This is a genomic window from Acidihalobacter sp. (assembly GCF_037381185.1).
Taxonomy (GTDB): Bacteria; Pseudomonadota; Gammaproteobacteria; order DSM-5130; family Acidihalobacteraceae; genus Acidihalobacter_A.
In genome coordinates, this window is sequence record NZ_JARRQY010000010.1 from 121,225 (window position 1) to 139,595 (window position 18,371).

The 18,371-nt window shown below is 64.9% G+C and carries 18 protein-coding genes; 7 read left to right on the top strand and 11 right to left on the bottom strand.

Translation table 11 applies throughout. From position 1 onward, the window contains the following. Positions 1-34: 34 nt before the first annotated feature. Positions 35-907, top strand: a complete 873-nt coding sequence (locus P8014_RS05100; protein WP_337816218.1) for a DMT family transporter — start codon at positions 35-37, stop codon at positions 905-907. 24 nt (positions 908-931) lie between these two features. On the opposite strand, the gene P8014_RS05105 is transcribed toward P8014_RS05100, so the two are convergent. After that, positions 932-1,822 (bottom strand): phospholipase D-like domain-containing protein, encoded by an 891-nt coding sequence (locus tag P8014_RS05105; RefSeq protein ID WP_337816219.1) that lies wholly within the window; start codon positions 1,820-1,822, stop codon positions 932-934. An 85-nt stretch (positions 1,823-1,907) separates the two neighbouring features. Further along, positions 1,908-2,756, bottom strand: coding sequence for an ATP-binding protein (locus tag P8014_RS05110; RefSeq protein WP_337816256.1), 849 nt, complete (start codon positions 2,754-2,756; stop codon positions 1,908-1,910). A 176-nt stretch (positions 2,757-2,932) separates the two neighbouring features. On the opposite strand from P8014_RS05110, the gene P8014_RS05115 reads away from it, so the two are divergent. Together P8014_RS05115 and P8014_RS05120 are read left to right on the top strand one after the other, a co-directional pair. Next, positions 2,933-3,568: a TetR/AcrR family transcriptional regulator gene (locus P8014_RS05115; protein WP_337816220.1), complete on the top strand. Its 636-nt coding sequence runs from the start codon at positions 2,933-2,935 to the stop codon at positions 3,566-3,568. A gap of 43 nt (positions 3,569-3,611) precedes the next feature. Next, positions 3,612-4,595: an MDR family oxidoreductase gene (locus P8014_RS05120; protein ID WP_337816221.1), complete on the top strand. Its 984-nt coding sequence runs from the start codon at positions 3,612-3,614 to the stop codon at positions 4,593-4,595. Between the two features lie 79 nt (positions 4,596-4,674). Here the strand turns inward: P8014_RS05120 and P8014_RS05125 are convergent, their stop codons facing one another. The 7 genes from P8014_RS05125 to P8014_RS05155 form a co-directional block, all read right to left on the bottom strand. Further along, complete coding sequence (locus P8014_RS05125; RefSeq protein WP_337816222.1) at positions 4,675-5,406, bottom strand: class I SAM-dependent methyltransferase; 732 nt, start codon at positions 5,404-5,406, stop codon at positions 4,675-4,677. Further along, a complete protein-coding gene (locus P8014_RS05130; protein ID WP_337816223.1) occupies positions 5,403-5,819 on the bottom strand; it encodes a VOC family protein in 417 nt (138 codons plus the stop codon). Before P8014_RS05130 ends, P8014_RS05125 begins: the two co-directional genes overlap by 4 nt. Further along, the gene (locus tag P8014_RS05135) at positions 5,816-6,409 is read right to left on the bottom strand and encodes a GNAT family N-acetyltransferase (RefSeq protein WP_337816224.1); all 594 of its coding nucleotides are present in this window, start codon (positions 6,407-6,409) and stop codon (positions 5,816-5,818) included. Before P8014_RS05135 ends, P8014_RS05130 begins: the two co-directional genes overlap by 4 nt. Further along, positions 6,399-6,632 (bottom strand): acyl carrier protein, encoded by a 234-nt coding sequence (locus P8014_RS05140; protein WP_337816225.1) that lies wholly within the window; start codon positions 6,630-6,632, stop codon positions 6,399-6,401. The genes P8014_RS05135 and P8014_RS05140 overlap by 11 nt, the downstream gene beginning before the upstream one ends. 33 nt (positions 6,633-6,665) lie before the next feature. After that, a complete protein-coding gene (locus P8014_RS05145) occupies positions 6,666-8,381 on the bottom strand; it encodes an HAD-IIIC family phosphatase (RefSeq protein ID WP_337816226.1) in 1,716 nt (571 codons plus the stop codon). 64 nt (positions 8,382-8,445) lie between these two features. Next, on the bottom strand, positions 8,446-10,113 hold the full coding sequence (gene ettA, locus P8014_RS05150; protein ID WP_337816227.1) for an energy-dependent translational throttle protein EttA: 1,668 nt from the start codon (positions 10,111-10,113) through the stop codon (positions 8,446-8,448). Positions 10,114-10,189: 76 nt separating this feature from the next. Then, positions 10,190-11,092 (bottom strand): hypothetical protein, encoded by a 903-nt coding sequence (locus P8014_RS05155; RefSeq protein WP_337816228.1) that lies wholly within the window; start codon positions 11,090-11,092, stop codon positions 10,190-10,192. Positions 11,093-11,459: 367 nt separating this feature from the next. On the opposite strand from P8014_RS05155, the gene ptsP reads away from it, so the two are divergent. From ptsP to P8014_RS05170, 3 genes are read left to right on the top strand one after another with little or no spacing between them, the layout of a single operon-like run. Continuing rightward, on the top strand, positions 11,460-13,946 hold the full coding sequence (gene ptsP, locus P8014_RS05160; protein WP_337816229.1) for a phosphoenolpyruvate--protein phosphotransferase: 2,487 nt from the start codon (positions 11,460-11,462) through the stop codon (positions 13,944-13,946). A gap of 3 nt (positions 13,947-13,949) precedes the next feature. Beyond that, complete coding sequence (pfkB, locus tag P8014_RS05165; RefSeq protein ID WP_337816230.1) at positions 13,950-14,900, top strand: 1-phosphofructokinase; 951 nt, start codon at positions 13,950-13,952, stop codon at positions 14,898-14,900. Positions 14,901-14,942: 42 nt separating this feature from the next. Then, a complete protein-coding gene (locus P8014_RS05170) occupies positions 14,943-16,706 on the top strand; it encodes a PTS fructose-like transporter subunit IIB (RefSeq protein WP_337816231.1) in 1,764 nt (587 codons plus the stop codon). A 23-nt stretch (positions 16,707-16,729) separates the two neighbouring features. Here P8014_RS05170 and P8014_RS05175 read toward each other — a convergent pair whose 3' ends face one another. Beyond that, the gene (locus P8014_RS05175) at positions 16,730-17,185 is read right to left on the bottom strand and encodes a sulfur transferase domain-containing protein (protein WP_337816232.1); all 456 of its coding nucleotides are present in this window, start codon (positions 17,183-17,185) and stop codon (positions 16,730-16,732) included. 74 nt (positions 17,186-17,259) lie between these two features. Here P8014_RS05175 and P8014_RS05180 point away from each other — a divergent pair, with 74 nt between their 5' ends. Further along, a complete protein-coding gene (locus tag P8014_RS05180) occupies positions 17,260-17,547 on the top strand; it encodes a YrhK family protein (RefSeq protein WP_337816233.1) in 288 nt (95 codons plus the stop codon). 78 nt (positions 17,548-17,625) lie between these two features. Here P8014_RS05180 and P8014_RS05185 read toward each other — a convergent pair whose 3' ends face one another. Further along, entirely contained in the window at positions 17,626-18,318 is a 693-nt protein-coding gene (locus P8014_RS05185) for a glutathione S-transferase family protein (RefSeq protein WP_337816234.1), read from the bottom strand. Between the last annotated feature and the right edge of the window lie 53 nt (positions 18,319-18,371).

The window sequence follows — 18,371 nt, forward strand, 5'->3', positions numbered from 1 at the left end:
CCGCCAACAAACGAACTCCGAGGAGTCTTTCGTCGTGATACGCGCCGTGGCCGCCCTGGCCCTCTATTCCGTGATTCTTGGCTACAACTGGGTAGTGATGAAACGCGCTCTGGCCGACGCGAGTCCGTTCGCTTTCGCCGCCCTGCGTGCAGCGCTGGCCGCGCTGACTCTGTTCGTGATCCTGCCGCTGATGGGGCGCTCGCTGCGTCCGCAACGGCTCGGGTGGGCGTTGCTGGTCGGTCTGCTGCAGACCACGGCGGTGATCGGTTTCATCTTTTGGGCGCTTGAGAGCGGCGCGGCGGGGCGCACCGCCGTGCTCATGTACACCATGCCTTTCTGGGCCGCACTGCTGGGTTGGGTTTTCATGGGAGAGCGCCTGACCGGCATGCGCTGGCTGGCTCTGGGCGTCGGTATCGCCGGACTCGTGCTGATTTTCCAGCCATGGGCGGATACGGGATCCTCGGCCAGCAAGCTGCTGGCCGTGCTTGCGGGCGTGTCCAACGCCGGTTCCATCGTGGCGCTGAAGAAAATGCAGCGCAGCGGTCCGGTCGACGTGTTCTCGCTGACGGCCTGGCAGACCGCATTGGGCAGTCTGCCCTTGATCGCCGCGGCGTTGTTCGTGCCCGGGCAGCATGTGCAGTGGACGTCCGGGCTGGTGGGGGCGTTGGTCTACAACGGCATCCTGGCTACGGCTTTGGCCTGGTTGCTGTGGACCTGGCTGGCCCATCGTCTGCCTGCGGGCACACTGGGTATGGGTACGCTGGCGATTCCGGTCATAGGGTTGATCTCGGCGGCCCTGCAGCTGCACGAGATTCCCGGTGTGTGGGAAGGGGCCGGTATCGTATTGATCTTGGCAGGACTGACGTTGTACATGTTCGCCACCGCTCGGGCAGCGTCCCGGGCCTGACACGGGCGCGAAGGCCATTTGGAATTAGGTTTTTGGTGATGCTTTCCGCCAATCGCGATTGAATTGCGCCCGCAGCGTATCGATGGCCTGGCCGTGCAAAATGATTCCGATCTCTCGATTGTGATTCAGGCTGGTCCAGCTGATGTTTTGAGAACCGATGAATGCAAGCCGATCGCCGACGATCATTTTGGCGTGCATGCGGGGGTGCTGGATGAAGCGGACGTTGACGCCGTCGCGCTGCAGCGGTGCCAAGTTGCCCAGGTCGTAGTGGCTGATCGTGCGCGGTACGATGATGTTGGCTAGCCGGCCCTTGTGTTCCAGGGCGTTGCTGATGCGCGGTACGAAACCGAACTCTTCGCTTTCCAGATCGACGGCGCCGGGCTGGTCGAGCACCTTGAGCATGGCCTGTTCGCCGCCGGGAGAAATGACCAGGTCGTTTGTCTTGCGGGGGGCTGTACCGGCGCGGCGTTTGCTCCAATCGGCGTCGAATACGGTTTCCAGAGCTTGTCCCACGGCACGGTCGTGGCCGATCCATAGATATTCGCGGTTGTCGTGGAAGGCGGCGTAGGTCAGGTTGGCGGTGCCGATCAGCGTTTCGCCCTTTCCGCCGTCGACGACGATGTATTTCGCATGATCGTAGGCGAAGCGATGCTCGAAACGTGCGGGGGCCCAGCGGATTTCGGCACCCGTGCCGGCGAGGGCATTGAATTCACGCTGTACCGTGGCGGCGTTCACCCGATAGGGCCGTGAGGGCAAGATGACGCGCACGCGCACGCCGCGCCGGGTGTCGCCGCGGATGGCCTCGAGAATCCGTCGGTCGTCGATCAGGTAGGCATTGATGTCGACGCTGCGTCGGGCGGAGCGTATGAGCTGCACGACCGGTTGCACGCCAGCATGAGGTTCGACGTAAAGCATGGGACCGACTGTCCTGGATGTGCGTCATAGGACAGACTATCCGACGTTCGGCAGGTTCCCTCCGGCGTCGGGTCTTTGCCTTTCTTTACAGCGAGCTGCGCCCCGCCCAGTCGCGTGCGAACTGCGCGGCGACGCGGCCGCTGCGCGAGCCCCGCTCCAGGGCGAAGCGCAGCGCCTCCGGGCGCACGGTCTCGGCGTCGAAGGGGATTTCCATGCGCTGCAGGGTGTGGAAGACGATGGCCAGATAGTCGTCCTGACGGAACGGGTGGAAGGCCAGCCACAGGCCGAAGCGCTCGGACAGCGATATCTTCTCTTCGACTGCTTCGCCGTGGTGTATCTCGCCGTCGACGGCACGTGAATCCTGGTTGTCGCGCTGGTACTCGGGCAGTAGATGACGCCGGTTGGAGGTGGCGTAGATGAGCACGTTTTCCGGCGCGGCGGCCACGGAGCCGTCCAGTGTGGCCTTGAGTGCCTTGTAGCTGGGGTCGTCCGCTTCGAACGACAGGTCGTCGGAGAAAATGACGAAGCGCTCCTCGCGCCCGTACAGCGGTTCGACGATTTCCGGCAGGTCGGCCAGGTCGCGGCGCTCGACCTCGATCAGGCGCAGCCCCTGTCCGGCGAACTGCTCCAACATGGCGCGGATCAGCGAGGACTTGCCGGTGCCTCGCGAGCCCCATAGCAGAGCGTTGTTGGCCGGCAGGCCCCGAACGAACTGCTCGGTGTTGCGCGCGAGCAGGTTCTTCTGACGCTCGATGCCGAGCAGGGCGTCGGGATCCAGCAGCTGTGGATGCTGCACGGCCTGCAGGTAGCTCGGCCGGCGCCAGCGGAAGGCGAGGGCGTTCCAGTCGGTGGTTTCGGGCGCCTGGGGCAGCAGCGGTTCGAGGCGGTCGAGCAGGGCGTCCAGGCGGGTGAACAGGCGGTCGATGTCGGTCATGGCGAGGTCGGGAGGGGAAAAGGACAATACTACCTTGTCGGGCATCGATTGATGAATCGGGCGATGCGTCGGCTGGCGTAGAGAAGGGCGACTCTGATTCGACTGCCTGCGTCGCCAAGGCTCATGTTTGCGAAGGATTGTTGATTAAATTAGACGATCGGTCTAATTTAATCGTCATGGAACGAAAAGCCACTTCAGGACGCAGGCGCGGACGGCCGCCAAAAGGGGCGGGCGACTACGGCGAAACGCGCGAATCCCTTGTTCGCGCAGGCCTGGAGGTGCTGACCGAGAAGGGCTTATCCGCCGCCGGACTCGACGAAATCCTGCGTCGCGTCGCGGTCCCCAAGGGTTCGTTCTACCACTACTTCTCCAGCAAGGAAGCGTTCGGTCTCGAACTGGTTGAGCGCTACAACGCGTATTTCTCCCGAAAGCTGGATCGCTTCCTGTCCGACCCGTCGCTGTCTCCATTGCAGGGGCTGAAGGCGTTCATTGCCGATGCGGCGTCCGGCATGGCGCGTCACGACTTCAGAAGAGGCTGTCTGGTCGGCAATCTCGGGCAGGAAATGGGCGCGTTGCCGGAGCCGTTCCGCGCAAGACTCATGGCGGTGTTCGCGGACTGGCAGGTGCGTGTCGAAGCGTGCCTGGAAGCGGCCAGGAAAGCGGGGGAGATCCCTCAGAACGCCGATTGCCGGCGGCTGGCCGAGGTGTTCTGGATCGGCTGGGAGGGCGCTGTATTGAGAGCCAAGCTTGAGCAGAATGCAGCGCCGCTGGAAGCCTACGCCGAGTTCTTTCTCGCCGGTATCGCCCGGTAGTCTGCTCGGAAATTAACGGAATGACGCATTCAAGGACGGGACTATGTTCAGAGGCATCCTGATCGATAAAACCGATGACAGCTATGAAGCCGCGGTGCAGGAAATCGAGGAATCTCGCCTGCCCGAAGGTAATGTGACGGTGGACGTGGCGTACTCGACGCTCAACTACAAGGACGCGCTGGCAATCACGGGAAAATCCCCCGTGGTGCGCCGGTTTCCGATGATTCCCGGCGTCGATTTGGCGGGTACGGTCGCGCACTCGGACGATTTGCGTTACCAGGTGGGCGATGCGGTGGTGCTCAACGGCTGGGGCGTCGGCGAAACCCATTGGGGTGGTCTGGCGGAAAAGGCGAGGCTCAAGGGCGAATGGCTGATTCCCCTGCCGCCGGCGTTTTCGCTGCAGCAGGCCATGGCCATCGGCACCGCCGGCTATACCGCCATGCTATGTGTTCTGGCGCTCGAGCGGCACGGCGTCACTCCGGACAAGGGCGAAGTGGTGGTGACCGGGGCGGCCGGCGGTGTCGGCAGCGTGGCGGTCGCGTTGCTGGCCAAACTGGGTTATCGGGTGGTCGCGGTCAGCGGGAGGCCGGAGGAGGCCCGTTATCTCGAGGAGTTGGGTGCGGCCGAGGTGCTCGACCGGGCGGAATTCGCAAAACCCGGCAAACCACTGGGCAAGGCGCGCTGGGCGGGCGCGGTCGACGTGGTCGGCAGCCATGTGCTCGCCAATGTTTGCGCCACCATGCAGTACGGAGGCGTCGTCGCCGCCTGCGGTCTGGCCGGCGGGATGGATTTCCCGGCCACCGTCGCGCCGTTCATTCTGCGGGGCGTGGCGCTGGCGGGCATCGACAGCGTGATGCGGCCTCGCGCGGATCGCATGGAGGCCTGGGAACGCCTGGCACGCGATCTCGACGCGTCAAAGCTCGACGGCATTTCCCGTGTCATCGGATTGGGCGAGGCCGTTACCTGGGCGGAGTCCTTCCTGACCGGACAGGTTCGCGGGAGAGTGGTTGTCGACGTCGGGAGCTGATTTGTCACCACTGTGCTGGTAGGACGGTTGGCTGCGCCATTGCATCCGTCCTTGGGGCTCGATGGGGTCGCAGCGCTGGCTAGGCCGCTGGCGTTGCCGATCCGGCGACCACGTACAGCTCGGCCGCGATATCCGGATAGCGCTCGCCCACCCGGCAGAAAGCATCGATCATCTCAGGGGTGGCGATCTGGGCGAGTTGACCCTGCGATGCGGCCTTGACGAAGTAGCCGCCGAATACCTGTATTGCGAGGCCTGCTTCGATGAAGTCGCGGCGGAAGGTCTCAGGGTTGTAGACGCGCCGGTGGCCGTGTTTGATGTCCAGCTCGTTCAGGGCCTCCTCGAAGGGCAGAAGCCCCATGGTCACTGCTGCCTGCCTGTGCAGCGAACGGCTGTTGGGTACCGCGGCGAAGATGATGCCCTCCGGAGCAAGCCAGTCGCCGACGCGCTGCAGCAGTCGGACGGGGTCGGCGACATGTTCTAGCACGTGTCCGAGGACGATGGTGTCGAAATGCTGGTCGGGGGCGAACTCCTCGAACAGGGTGTTGACGACGTCGGCACCGGGACAGCGGGCCGCGATTTCCTCGCAGAAGCGGGCCGCTCCTTCGACGACGGTCAAGGGATGATCCAGCCGATACAGGCGGTCGGTCATCATGCCTTCGGCAGGCCCCAGCTCCAGGATCTGGCCCGGGCGCAGGTGCCGACACAGGATTTCGAAGGCATGGTCCAGGGTTGCGAGATAGATCTCGTGGGCGTACAGAGACCTCGACGCGATGCTGTCGAGGCGCTCGTGTTCGTCGGAGTGCGGCGTCATCGCTCGATGAACTCCATCAGCAGCATGTTGGGCAGGAACACGAAAGCGATCCGCCGTCCGTCGAAGGCAACCGCGGGAACCGGCTCGACCATCACCTTGCCCCGTATCTGCACAGCCTCCGCAAGCGAGCGTTCCATGTCCGGCGTGGTGTAGGCGAGGTGATACATCTTAAGTCCCTGTGCGAGAACGTTGGTCAATACGCCGGTCTGGCTGTCCAGCGGTTCGACCAGTTCCATGCGCGGGCCGGCGCCGGTCAGAAACCGGCCGCGGATTCCCTGGGTCGGGTCGACGAAGATTTCGCCTTCCGGGCGATAGCCCATGTTCTCGAATACGGTCTGTTCGCGCTCCAGCTTGCGGCAGGCCACGCCGACATGGTGAAACTCGAGGCCGGATAGGGCGTGTGGAGCGTTCATGGCCGCCGCTCCCGGGCCACCAGTCGAGCCGTCCGTGCCGCCAGCGGGGCGAGTCGTGCCTCCACCGCGGGCCATTCGCTGCGGCTCAGGCGTTGTTCCACGGCATCGCGCGGCTGACCGTCCATGTTGAATGCACCGGTCAGCACTCCGGTCGTTTTCAGTCCGCAGGAGGTATGAAACGAGACCACTTTTTCGTTCTCCACCAGAGTCCGGCAGTAGACCGAGTCGAGGCCGAGGTGTGCGAAGGCGATGCGATAGAGATGCATCACGCTTTCGACTGCGGCCAGCGATCCCGCGCGCAGTATCCAGCGTCCCCATTCGGCGGTTTTGTGCTGCGGGTCAAGGTCGTAAATGGAAATGGTGCCTTCGGGGGTTTTCGTATGCTGGTTTTCGATGATGAAGTAGTAATCGCCCGCGCGCTCGAAATAGCGCTCGATCCAGGCTCGCTGGGCGGCGGGGTCGGCAGCGGTCGTGTGCACGAAGCGCGACAGCGACGGGTCGGTTCGCAGGGCGACGATGAATGCGCTGTCTTCCAGCGCCACCGGGCGCAGGCGAAAGGCGTCGCCCTCTTGCGAGAGGTCATGCCGCATGCGGGTTCTCGAGCGCGGCGACGATGGCGCCCAGGCTGGTGAGCGAGGCCATGCGCTCCTCATCGAACTGGACGTCGAACTCGTCCTCCAGTGCGAAGACGATTTCGACATGTTTCAGCGAGTCCCACTTCGGCTCGTCCTCGCGGCGAAGATCCTGCCCCTCGGGCAGGTCGATCTTCAGAATCACGGACAGGACATGGCGGACGCGATCTTCAGTGCTCATGGGGTGCTTGCTCCGGAATCGTTTTTCTGCCGTTCACTGCCAGTCGACGGTGACGGGAATGGCGCTCAGGCGTTCGTCCAGCCCGGCCGGTGGCCACACGAGCCGGTGGGTACCTTGCGGCGCGTCCAGCGGACGCCCCGAGAATCCTACCAGCCAATCCCTTGCGGGGCGGTTGCGCGGTCCCGTGGCGAAGGCGAAGGCAACGCTGCTGCAGTCTGTCTGCTTCATGGCTGCGGTGATGGCGGTCGCGATCATCAGGTCTTCGAGCCCGCGGCCCAGAGCGCGGCAGGAAATGCACAGCTCCTCGACCCGTAGCGTGTCACCCTCGGTATCGAAAAGCATCATACCGACGATGCCGCTGTCCGACAGCCGGTCGGCCAACTGGATGGTTACCGCCCGCGGGCCCGGTTTGTCGAACCAGCGGTCGAGAGCGGCTTCACCGAGCCGTTTGAGGGCGAGGTTGAACTGATTGGTCTTGCCGGACAGTTCGTGCATTCGAGCCAGATGCCCGCGAGGGTTCAATGCGAAGACCAGGCGCGTATCGAGCGTGCCGAGATAGGCGAGAGGATCCGCCGCTTCGGCCACTGCACGCTGACGCGCCTTGGCGGCCTCCAGATCGGCGGCGCGCAGTCCTGCCGTTTCGTCGCCTGTCCAGGCAAGAAGGTCCGGTCCGATGGTCAGTTCAGCGAGCGCCAGTTCGGGGTCTACCCCGTGCACGCAGCGCACCATGGGCATGGCGGCCGCGACCTCGGCAATCTCGCCTGGGTTGTCGTCCACCAGCACTATCGCATCCAGGCCGATGCGCAGCGAATCGGCGATGCGCGCAAGGCCGGCGGACTTCGATTCCCAGCTCACCGCCATATGGGCGAAATGTTCGTGCCGCACTGGGAAGTCGCCGCGTTCGGCCAGCAGACGCTCGACGTCCGCAGCCTCGTTCTTGGATACCGCAGCCAGCAGGATTCCTTCCCGGCTCAATGCCACGAGGCGTTCCTGCAACGCTGCATGCGCCGGCGTGAGCGTGAGGCCGACGGGGCCGTCTTCCCCCAGGACGCCGGCATAGAGCGTGTTGTCGAAATCGACCGCGATGCACTTCAGGCGGGGGCGCACGGCCGCGGGGAACCAGCGCAGGCCTAGATCCCGGGCGGTCAGCAGCGTGGCGAGGCCGCTGAGGCTGGTGGCGCCGATGCCGGCCAGGCGCTTGTCCAGGAATGCGTCGCCCAGTGCCCCCAGGAGCGGCCTGCGGTCGTACACGCGCGCGCCGGGCACCGGAGCGACGGCGCTTTCGACGGCCTGGTTGACCGCGTTGGCCTGCGTATCCTTGCCCGCTTGGTTTGCGACCAGGAGCGGTGCGTCGGTCGTCTGCCGCAGTTGCCGCAGCCGCTCGCCCAACCAGTCGGCCAGCGCGGTGCCCTCGAGGTGAGCGCGATAGCGTTCGAAATCCAGCCAGACGACATGGACGTCGGCATCATCCGCTTCGTCGACGCGAAACTGGAGGCTATCGTCATAGTCGCTGTAGCGGAAGTCGGCCCGCATCCCCGCATAGGCCAGAAAGGCCGGCATGGCCTGGGCGATATACTCGAACGGCGTGTTGCGATGGACCGCTACGGATATCGACGTCAGCGGCCATGAAGGCTGCAGTGCGGCGAGTTCCATGCGTCGCGGACGAGGAGCGAATATCGGCGCTTGCCATTGCGCCTTTTCGATCGCCGCCGGGGGTCGGGCGGCGGCAGCCTCTGTCGAACCGGTCATGACGGATGCCCTCGTCTCGTCGTTCAATCCGCCCGCGCGGCGGCGGGCGGATACGGGCGCCGTCTCAGGCGGACAAGCGCCGGTATTTCATGCGGTGCGGCTGGTCGGCCGCGGTGCCGAGGCGTGCGTGGCGGTCTTCCTCGTAGTCCGTGTAGTTGCCTTCGAACCAGCTCACGTTGCCGTCGTCCTCGAAGGCCAGGATATGCGTGGCGATGCGGTCGAGGAACCAGCGGTCATGCGAGATGACCACGGCGCAGCCGGGGAAGTCGAGCAGCGCCTCTTCCAGCGCACGCAGGGTTTCCACGTCGAGGTCGTTGGTCGGTTCGTCGAGCAGCAGCAGGTTGCCGCCGCTCTGCAGCAGCTTGGCCAGGTGTACGCGGTTGCGTTCGCCGCCGGACAGGTCCTTGACGCGCTTCTGCTGGTCTGTGCCCTTGAAGTTGAAGCGGCTGACGTAGGCGCGCGAATTCACTTCGTAGCTGCCGACGGTGATGATGTCCTGGCCGTCGGAGATTTCCTCCCACACGCTCTTGTCGCCGCCCAGCGCGTCGCGGCTCTGGTCGACGTAGGCGATCTGCACGGTCTCGCCGATGTCGACGCTGCCCTCGTCGGGCTGCTCGGTGCCGGTGAGCATGCGGAACAGCGTGGTCTTGCCGGCGCCGTTGGGGCCGATCACGCCGACGATGCCGCCGCGCGGCAGGCTGAACGACAGGCCTTGGTAGAGCACGCGGTCGCCGAAGGACTTGCTGAGGTTTTCAACCTCGATGACCTTGTCGCCCAGGCGCGGGCCGGGCGGAATGTAGATCTCCTTGGTCTCGGAGCGCTTCTGGTAGTCGCTGGAGCTCAGCTCCTCGAATCGCTTGAGGCGGGCCTTGGACTTGGCCTGGCGACCCTTGGGGTTGGCGCGCACCCATTCCAGCTCGGCCTCCATGGCCTTGACGCGTGCTCCCTCGCTCTTTTCCTCCTGCGCCAGGCGGCGTTCCTTCTGTTCAAGCCAGGAGGAGTAGTTGCCTTCCCAGGGGATGCCGTGGCCGCGGTCGAGTTCGAGAATCCAGCCGGCCACGTTGTCGAGGAAGTAGCGGTCATGGGTGACGGCGACGACGGTGCCGGGGAACTCCTGCAGAAAGCGTTCGAGCCAGGCCACCGACTCGGCGTCGAGGTGGTTGGTGGGCTCGTCGAGGATCAGCATGTCAGGTGCCGAGAGCAGCAGGCGGCACAGCGCCACGCGGCGTCGCTCGCCGCCGGAGAGCTTGGTGACATCGGCGTCCCAAGGCGGCAGGCGCAGCGCTTCGGCGGCGACTTCCAGCTTGTGGTCGAGGTTGTGCGCGTCGGCGGCCTGGATGATGTTCTCCAGGCGGGCCTGCTCGGCGGCCAGCGCGTCGAAGTCGGCGTCCGGTTCGGCATAGGCGGCGTAGACGGCGTCGAGCTTTGTCTGCGCCTCCTTGATCTCGCCCAGGCCCTCCTCGACGTTGCCGCGCACGTCCTTGTCCGGATTCAGCGTCGGTTCCTGGGGCAGGTAGCCGATGTTGATACCGGGCTGCGGACGCGCCTCGCCGACGATGTCGGTGTCCACGCCGGCCATGATGCGCAGCAGGGTGGATTTGCCGGCGCCGTTGTAGCCGAGCACGCCGATCTTGGCGCCGGGAAAGAAGTTGAGCGAGATGTCGCGGAGGATCTGCTTCTTGGGCGGCACGATCTTGCCGACGCCGCTCATGGTGTAGATGTATTGAGCCATGCTTCCCGTGTTCGCTGGGTGGGTGATGTGCGCATTATCCGGGTTCGGCCGCCCTCCCGCCAGCCACCGGGCAAGGTCACCGCGTGCTGAGCAGGTCGAGTCCCGTACAGCCGTTGAAAAAATCGATCATGTCGCCGATCTCGCAGGAGAAACGGGCCGCCCAATCATGCGGCGTGGCCTGTGCGCCGACCATCTCCGGCGCAACCTCCGCCTGCCAGGCATGGTGCGGAAGACGCTTGAAGTCGGGCCGTTTGCGCAGCCCCACGGTATTTGCGCGGGCGATTTCCGGCAGCGGACGGCCGCGGGCGGCGCTCATCAGTCCCCAGAAACGCATGGCGCGATATGAACGGGCGGGGTATTTGCGGCATTGGGCGATTTTTTCCGCCGGCGCATCGGTGCTCAGCACGCATTTGTCCGGGGGTGCGCGCCAGTAGTCGGGGTGAGAGAACCACGTTGGATGCGCGTGTACCGTGCGCACGCCGGCCTGAACGTCGATCAACAGACAGGGGGCGCCGCGTACGGTGACGGCCAGTTGCTGATCGGCCAGCAGTTTCGGCAGTGTGGTGTGAATTCTGCCGGCGAGGCAGGCGTCGGTTTCGAGAGTGTCTGTTTCCGGCATGCGGCGTTCGGAGTCATCCGTCTGCGCCGTGCGGCTGCCGCGGGCGGCCTCGATGACCCGGTTCAGATCGACCGAGCGGGGCGGGCAATGATCGAGCACCAGCAGATTGTCGCCGGATGGCATCCGGTCCTCTCCCCGTGCCTTGCAATACACCAGGAGGCGGCTTGGGCCTGCGGCGGTGGAGAGTTCCTGCAGGCGTTCGGGGGACATGTGGCCCAGAAAGCTGATCTGTGCCGTGTCCGGAACGTCGGTCAGTTCCAGTTCGATGCCCATGGAACCGGCGAAGATACCGAGCAGGGATTTGAGAATGGTGAGTTCCTGGTCCTGCAGGCCGATGGCGGCCACGGAGTAACGATCCATCCGCGTTTCTCCCTCGTCATTGTTGTTATGTGGAGCGGTGCCGGTGCGCCGGCAGACAGGGTGGAGTATAGAACCCCCGGGGAAGAGCGCTGCGGCAGTGCCGTCGGAACGGTTTCGGCAAGAAGGGTGGAGGCGGTAAGTGGCGCAGGGTTTTGAGATTCTCGTGTTGGTGAAAGGTTTGTGTTTTCATGTGGTTGTGCGATGTTTCTCTTGTTTGTTGCGAGATTTTGAAGATTGCAGCCATGGCGATCGGGAACGTATTTCGATCTGGATGGACCAATGCCGTATGGCGGGCGGGGTGCCGGCGGGCAGAATGCGGGCGCGAAAACTACACTGAACTGCAGGACTGTCGTAAGGAAACGAAAAAATGCTGGATCTGGGAACGCAGGACATACAATTGGGCGCGCAGGCGGCCGACAAGGCCGCCGCGATTCGGGTGACGGGTGACGGTCTGGTGCGCACCGGCCATATCCAAGCCGGCTACGTCGACAGCATGCTGGGTCGGGAGGAAGTGGCGAACACCTTTCTGGGCAACGGCGTGGCGATTCCCCATGGTCTGCCCAAGGATCGCGAACTGATTCGCCAGACGGGTATATTCGTGGCCCAGTTTCCCGGGGGCGTGGAATGGAATCCCGGCGAGATCGTGCATCTGACGGTCGGCATCGCCGCCCGATCGGACGAACACATCGAAATCCTCAAGAACCTGACGCATCTGCTCGATGACGCACAGCTCATGGCCCGGCTGGCGAAGACCGAGGATGCCGAGGAAATCGTCCGCGCACTTCGGCGCGAGCCGGTCGAACAGCCGCAGGGCTCGCCGACCGACCAGCTCGCCGGTTTTGAAAAAGGGGTCGAAGCCGAGCTGCAGGGCGGAATCGGTCTGCACGCCCGGCCGGCGACCTTCTTCGTCAACGTCGCCAAGAAATTCGAATCCGAGATACGTGTGGCCTATGTCGACCATGTGGCCAACGGCAAGAGTCTGGCCTCTTTGCTCAAGCTGGGCGTCGAGGGCGGAGCCAATCTGTTGATCATGGCTCGCGGAGCGGACGAGGATGCGGCCCTGCAGGCGCTGAAGGCGGCCGTGGCGGAGGGTTTGGGCGAGGACGAGGCGGAGGCGACCGCCGAACACGAAGCGCCGGCTCGAGCCGCCGGCGCCGGCCTGGAGTTGGCCGCGCCGGGCATCCCCGGTATCGCGGCTTCGCCCGGCGTGGCGATCGGTCCGCTGGCCCGGCTGCACGCGGCGCGCATCGTGGTGGAGGCCACCGCCAAGGATCCGGAACACGAGACCGAGCGCCTGCGCCAGGCGATCGAACACGTGCGCATCGAGGTGCGCGAACTCTACGACGACGTCAAGGCGTGGTCCGGCGAGGGCAAGGCAAGCATCTTCAAGGCGCACGAGGAATTCCTGGACGATCCGGACCTGCTGGAACAGGCGGATGCGCTGATACGGCAGGGTCACAGCGCCGGCTGGGCGTGGCGCGAGGCGGTCAAGGAGCAGGCTGCGGCGCTGGCGCAGATGAGCGACCCGCTGCTGCGCGAGCGCGCGGCGGATCTGGGCGACGTGGGCCAGCAGGTGCTGCGTCTGCTGGCCGAGTCCATCGAGGAGGCGCCGGAGCTTCCGGACGAGCCGGTGATCCTGGTGGCCGAGGATCTGACCCCCTCGGATACCGCGCGCCTCGATCCTTCGCAGGTGCTGGGCCTGTGCACGGCCGTGGGTGGGCCGACCTCGCATACCGCGATCATCGCGCGTTCGCTGGGTATCCCGGCGGTGGTCGGTGCCGGTCCTGCGGTGCTGCGCCAGGCGGAAGGCGCGACCTGCGTGCTCGATGGCGAGGGCGGCAGCCTGTACGTCGATCTCTCCGCGGAGGATCTGGAGAAGGCGCGGCTTGTGCGCGAGGATCTGGGTTCGCGGCGCGAGGAGGAACGCCTCAATCGCTATCAGCCGGCGTTCATGCTCGACGGCCAACGCATCGAGGTGGTCGCCAACATCGGTTCTACGGATGAAGCGGCGCAGGCGGTCGAGGCCGGCGGCGAGGGCGTCGGCCTGCTGCGCAGCGAGTTCCTGTTTCTGGGCCGGAAACAGGCGCCCGGCGAGGACGAGCAATACGAGGCCTACAGCGGCATGGTCGAGGCGCTGAACGGTCTGCCGTTGATCGTGCGCACCCTGGACATCGGCGGCGACAAGCTCGACGTACCTTACCTGGAGCTGCCGGCGGAGGCGAATCCGTTTCTCGGCGTGCGCGGCATCCGGCTGTGCCTGGAGCATCCGGCACTGTTCCGCACCCAGTTGCGCGCGATTTATCGCGCGGCCGCGCACGGCCCGGTGAAGATCATGTTTCCGATGATCGCCACGCTGGACGAGCTGCGCGCGGCGCGTGCCATCGCCGAGGAGGAACGGATTGCGCTGGGCGCGCCGGAACTGGAGATCGGCATCATGATCGAGGTGCCGTCGACGGTGGTGATGGCCGAAGAGTTCGCGCGCGAAGTGGATTTCTTCTCGGTCGGTACCAACGACCTCACCCAATACACCCTGGCCATGGATCGCCAGCACCCGGCGCTGGCGCGTCAGGTCGACGGCCTGCATCCGGCGGTGCTGCGCCTGATCCGGCAGGCCGTGCAGGCGGCCGAGGCGGCGGGGATTTGGGTTGGCGTATGCGGCGGGGTGGCTGGTGATCCGAAGGGCGCGGTGGTTCTGGCCGGGCTCGGCGTCAGCGAGCTGAGCGTGGCAGTGCCCAGCATCGCCGCGATCAAGGAGCGTCTGCGGGGCTACAGCCTGGAGGAGGCACGCTCCCTGGCCGAGCGTGCGCTGAGCTGTTCCAGCTCGGCCGAGGTGCGCGCGCTGGAGGGTTTCTGAGCGATGGCCTCGTCAACGCAGACCGTGGTCACCGTGACCCTGAACCCCGCTATCGACCAGACGGTCTCGATTCCGAATTTCGCCGCCGGCGCGGTCAACCGCGTCGAGTCGGCGCGCACCGAGCCTGGCGGCAAGGGCGTCAACGTGGCGTCCTTCCTGGCCGACCTCGGGCATGCGTCGCTGGCGACCGGCCTGCTCGGAAGCGACAACGCCGAGCCGTTCCAGACCCTGTTCGAGAACAAGGGCATTACAGACCGTTTCGTGCGGGTGGCCGGCGCGACGCGGGTGAACGTGAAGATCGTGGACGCAGCGCGAGACGAGGTCACGGACATCAATTTCCCAGGGCTGGATGCCGGTGGGAAGGCATATGAGGAACTGCTGGCGCAGGTCGAGGCGCTGGCGCGGGAGCATTGCTGGTTCGTGTGCGCCGGCAGCGTGCCCGGGGGCCTCCCGAGCGGGGTTTATCGCGAGTTGCTGGAGCACTTGCGTGGCGCGGATGTACGCGTCGTGCTCGATACCAGCGGCGCGCCTTTACGCGAGGCGATTGCAGCAGCGCCGTTCGCCATCAAGCCGAACATCGATGAGTTGCAGGAGTTGGTCGGGCAGACGCTGGACAGCGAAGCCGCGATTCTGCGCGCCGCGCGTGGCTTGCTGGCCGGCAGTATCGGTTGTGTGGTGGTGTCGATGGGCGAGCGTGGCGCCTATTTCGTCGAGCCGCAGAGCTGTCTGCACGCGCAGGCCGGTGCGCCGTGCGTGCTGAGTACGGTGGGGGCGGGGGACGCGATGGTGGCCGGCTGGGTGGCGGGGCATCTGCGCGGACTCGATCCCGAGGGCTGTGCACGTCTGGCGACTGCCTGTTCTGTCGGCACGCTGGGGCAACCCGGCCTGAGGCTGCCGCCGCAGCAGGAAATAGAACAAATTGGAGAGGGCGTAACGGTACGTACCGTCGTCTGATGATACAGAAGGGCGTATGCCCGACATGGATGGAGAAGAACTATGGCAAAGACACTGGTAGCGGTAACCGCCTGTCCCACCGGGATTGCGCATACCTATATGGCGGCGGAGGCCTTGAAGAAGGCCGCAGAGCTGATGGGCTACGAACTCAAGGTGGAGACGCAGGGATCGGAGGGCACCAAGAATCCGCTGAGCGAGGCCGATATCGCTGCTGCCGAAGCGGTGGTGATCGCCGCCGACACGCATGTCGACATGGCGCCGTTCAAGGGCAAGCCGGTGTACGGGTCCACCACCAGCGAGGCGATCCGCGATCCGAAGAAGCTGCTCGAGGTCGCGCTGGCCGCGGTGCCTGCCGAGGCGGAAGCTGCGGCGCAGGAGGCGCCGGCTCCCGCCGCGGGCGGCAAGCGCCTGATCGGCGTTACGGCCTGCCCGACCGGCATCGCGCACACCTTCATGGCGGCCGAGTCGCTGCGCAAGACTGCGGAGGCGATGGGGCATCAGATGCGCGTCGAGACGCAGGGTTCGGTAGGCGCGCAGGATACGCTCACCGATGAGGAGATCGCAGCAGCCGATGCCGTGATCATCGGCGCCGACACGCATGTCGATCTTAGCCGTTTTGCGGGTAAGACGGTCATCGAGGCCTCGGTGACCGAGGCGCTCAAACAGCCCTCGGCGCTGATCGAGAAGGCACTGTCCGAGCAGGCTCAGGCTCCGACCGGCAAAGGTGGCGAGGCCTATTTGCAGCAAGTGAAACAGGCCAAGGCCGAGCGCAGCGCGCAGCGCTCGGGTCCGTACAAGCACTTGCTTACCGGCGTGTCCTATATGCTGCCGGTGGTGGTCGCAGGCGGCCTGTTGATCGCGCTGTCCTTCGTGTTCGGTATCCATGCCTTCGAGACCAAGGGTACGCTGGCGGCGGCGCTGATGGATATTGGCGGCGGCACCGCATTCAAGCTGATGGTCCCGGTGCTGTCCGGCTTCATCGCCTTTTCCATCGCCGACCGTCCCGGTCTGGCGCCGGGTCTGGTCGGCGGCATGCTGGCAACCAACCTGGGAGCCGGTTTCATAGGTGGCATCATCTCCGGTTTCCTGGCCGGTTACATCGCCCTGTGGCTGCGCGACAACATCCGCCTGCCGCAGAATCTGGAAGGCCTCAAGCCGATGCTGATCATTCCGCTGTTGTCGACACTGGCGGTCGGTTTGCTGATGGTCTACGTGATCGGTGGGCCGGTGCGCGCGATTCTCGACGCGCTGACGGCGTTCCTCAACGGCATGGGCACCACCAATGCAATTCTGTTGGGCGTGTTGCTCGGTGGCATGATGGCGGTGGACATGGGCGGGCCGGTGAACAAGGCGGCCTATACCTTTGCGGTCGGCCTGCTCAGTAGCCAGGTGTATACGCCGATGGCGGCCGTGATGGCGGCGGGTATGACGCCGCCCCTGGGACTGGCGCTGGCGACCCTGGTGGCCAGGAACCGTTTCACGGCGGCTGAGCACGACGCGGGAAAGGCGGCGATCGTGCTGGGATTGTCCTTCATCACCGAAGGTGCGATCCCGTTTGCGGCCAAGGATCCGCTGCGCGTCATTCCGTCCTGTATCGTCGGCTCGGCCTTCACCGGGGCGCTGTCGATGCTGTTCCACTGCCAGCTGCGCGCGCCGCACGGCGGCGTCTTCGTATTGGCGATTCCGCACGCGGTGTCTCATCTGTTGTTGTACGGCGTTGCCATCGTCGCCGGCACCATCGTCACTGCTGCGGCGGTGATTTTGGTCAAGAAGCCAATCGTCGAGACTGCGCCTGTGGTCGGTTAAGCCCCTTCAGTGGATCGGATGCTTCAGCGTCCGATCCACTCCTCGCGCGCCGCGGCGATGAACGCAGGCCACGCGCCGTAGGGCTCCCACACGTCACGGATCAGAGCATCCGCGTCGGTGCGGACCCAGCCGCAGTCCCGTTCGAGGAATAGCGCGGTGAAGACGCTGGCGCGGTAGTTCATGGCGCAATGTACGAACAGGCGTTCGCTCTCGTGGGCGGCCATGTCTTCGGCGAAGGTTTGCAGTTCGGTCAATTGGGGGAGCTGGAAGCCGACCGGTATGTGACGGTAGCTCATGCCTATTTGCCGCGCCAGTCCCGCCTCGTCGGCCAAGCAGTAGGCCGGATCGAGCAGGCCGAGATTGACGACGTGGACAGTGCCGGCGGCGGCGATCGCGGCAAGCTCCGCTTCAGTGGGTTGACCTCCAGTGAGCAGCTGCGGGAGTACTTGGCGGACGTTGATGATTTCGTGCAGGCTCATGCGCGTCGGATCTCCAGCGGATTTGATACAACAGCTTCAGGATGCCCGGCCGGCATCGGTTTAGCGAGGGAGTAATGAGACATATCAAGGTCAGTAACGGTCCATCTCGCGACATGGTGGTGACGCTCGGCCGCGAGCAACTGGTCATCCATCGGCGCTACGAGACTGTCAGCAGTCTCAACGATTTTATGGTGGCTTTCTGGTTCCTGGTCGGCAGCATCATGTTTCTGTTCCCGCACTGGGTCGAGACGGGTAGCTGGCTGTTCGTGCTCGGCAGCGCTCAACTGCTGATTCGTCCCTGCATTCGCATCGCCCACCATATTCATTTGCGCAGATTGCCGGTTTCCAGTTGGGAAATGTGACGGTAGCCGTCCTCTCGGCGCTCGCGGACAGCGCGTAACGCCGCAGATTGCCAGCGCAGCCATTTAATCGGCGTGCCCCTAAGCCAGCCAGATCTCCAGCGCCTCGTATTGCGGCAGGTTCTCGATCTCGTTGCGGGCGGCGGTATACCAGGCGTCGAGGGCCGGCAGGGCGCGCAGCTCCTCGACGTAGCGGGCGGCATCGGCGGGCATCGGCACGTTGTAGGTCAGGAAGCGTGTCGCGATCGGTGCGAAAAACGCGTCGGCGATGGAGAAATCGCCGAACAGCCAGGGTTTGCCGTGTGCAAAGGCGTGGCGGCATTCGCTCCACAGCGAGGTGATGCGGCTGATTTCGTTGCCGACCTTGTCGCTGAAGTCGCGCCAGGCGAATTCGCTGCGCAGGTTCATCGGCAGGTGTTGGCGCAGGCAGGGGAAGCCCGAGTGCATTTCCGCGCAGGCGGCGCGCGCCACGGCGCGCGCACGCTGGTCAGCGGGCCAGCCGCGACCGTCCAGATGGCATTCGGAAACGTATTCGCAGATGGCCAGCGAGTCCCATAGGTGGAGGTCGCTCTCGAGCAGAACCGGTACCAGCCCAGAGGCCGAGTACTCGCGCAGTTTGTCCGCGGTGTCCTGATGACCTAGGGCGACGCGCAGTTCCGTGAATGGAACCTGGTTCTGGCGCATGAAAAGCCATGCGCGCAGCGACCAGGACGAATAGTTCCTGTTGCCGATGACTAGGGTCGTGTCTTCGGTATTCGCCGTCAGGCTGCCCATGCTTGAATTCCTCTCTCTATCCTTTGTTATGTCTCTAACCGGTGTGTGTTGCT

Bases quoted from the DNA above. Each gene is read 5' to 3' on its own strand.
- P8014_RS05125 (WP_337816222.1), bottom strand. From the start codon at position 5,406: ATGACGCCGCACTCCGACGAACACGAGCGCCTCGACAGCATCGCGTCG.
- ptsP (WP_337816229.1), top strand. From the start codon at position 11,460: ATGCTGGATCTGGGAACGCAGGACATACAATTGGGCGCGCAGGCGGCC.
- P8014_RS05140 (WP_337816225.1), bottom strand. From the start codon at position 6,632: ATGAGCACTGAAGATCGCGTCCGCCATGTCCTGTCCGTGATTCTGAAG.
- P8014_RS05155 (WP_337816228.1), bottom strand. From the start codon at position 11,092: ATGGATCGTTACTCCGTGGCCGCCATCGGCCTGCAGGACCAGGAACTC.
- P8014_RS05170 (WP_337816231.1), top strand. From the start codon at position 14,943: ATGGCAAAGACACTGGTAGCGGTAACCGCCTGTCCCACCGGGATTGCG.
- P8014_RS05185 (WP_337816234.1), bottom strand. From the start codon at position 18,318: ATGGGCAGCCTGACGGCGAATACCGAAGACACGACCCTAGTCATCGGC.
- P8014_RS05110 (WP_337816256.1), bottom strand. From the start codon at position 2,756: ATGACCGACATCGACCGCCTGTTCACCCGCCTGGACGCCCTGCTCGAC.
- P8014_RS05180 (WP_337816233.1), top strand. From the start codon at position 17,260: ATGAGACATATCAAGGTCAGTAACGGTCCATCTCGCGACATGGTGGTG.
- P8014_RS05175 (WP_337816232.1), bottom strand. From the start codon at position 17,185: ATGAGCCTGCACGAAATCATCAACGTCCGCCAAGTACTCCCGCAGCTG.
- P8014_RS05115 (WP_337816220.1), top strand. From the start codon at position 2,933: ATGGAACGAAAAGCCACTTCAGGACGCAGGCGCGGACGGCCGCCAAAA.
- pfkB (WP_337816230.1), top strand. From the start codon at position 13,950: ATGGCCTCGTCAACGCAGACCGTGGTCACCGTGACCCTGAACCCCGCT.
- P8014_RS05120 (WP_337816221.1), top strand. From the start codon at position 3,612: ATGTTCAGAGGCATCCTGATCGATAAAACCGATGACAGCTATGAAGCC.
- P8014_RS05135 (WP_337816224.1), bottom strand. From the start codon at position 6,409: ATGCGGCATGACCTCTCGCAAGAGGGCGACGCCTTTCGCCTGCGCCCG.
- P8014_RS05145 (WP_337816226.1), bottom strand. From the start codon at position 8,381: ATGACCGGTTCGACAGAGGCTGCCGCCGCCCGACCCCCGGCGGCGATC.
- ettA (WP_337816227.1), bottom strand. From the start codon at position 10,113: ATGGCTCAATACATCTACACCATGAGCGGCGTCGGCAAGATCGTGCCG.
- P8014_RS05130 (WP_337816223.1), bottom strand. From the start codon at position 5,819: ATGAACGCTCCACACGCCCTATCCGGCCTCGAGTTTCACCATGTCGGC.
- P8014_RS05105 (WP_337816219.1), bottom strand. From the start codon at position 1,822: ATGCTTTACGTCGAACCTCATGCTGGCGTGCAACCGGTCGTGCAGCTC.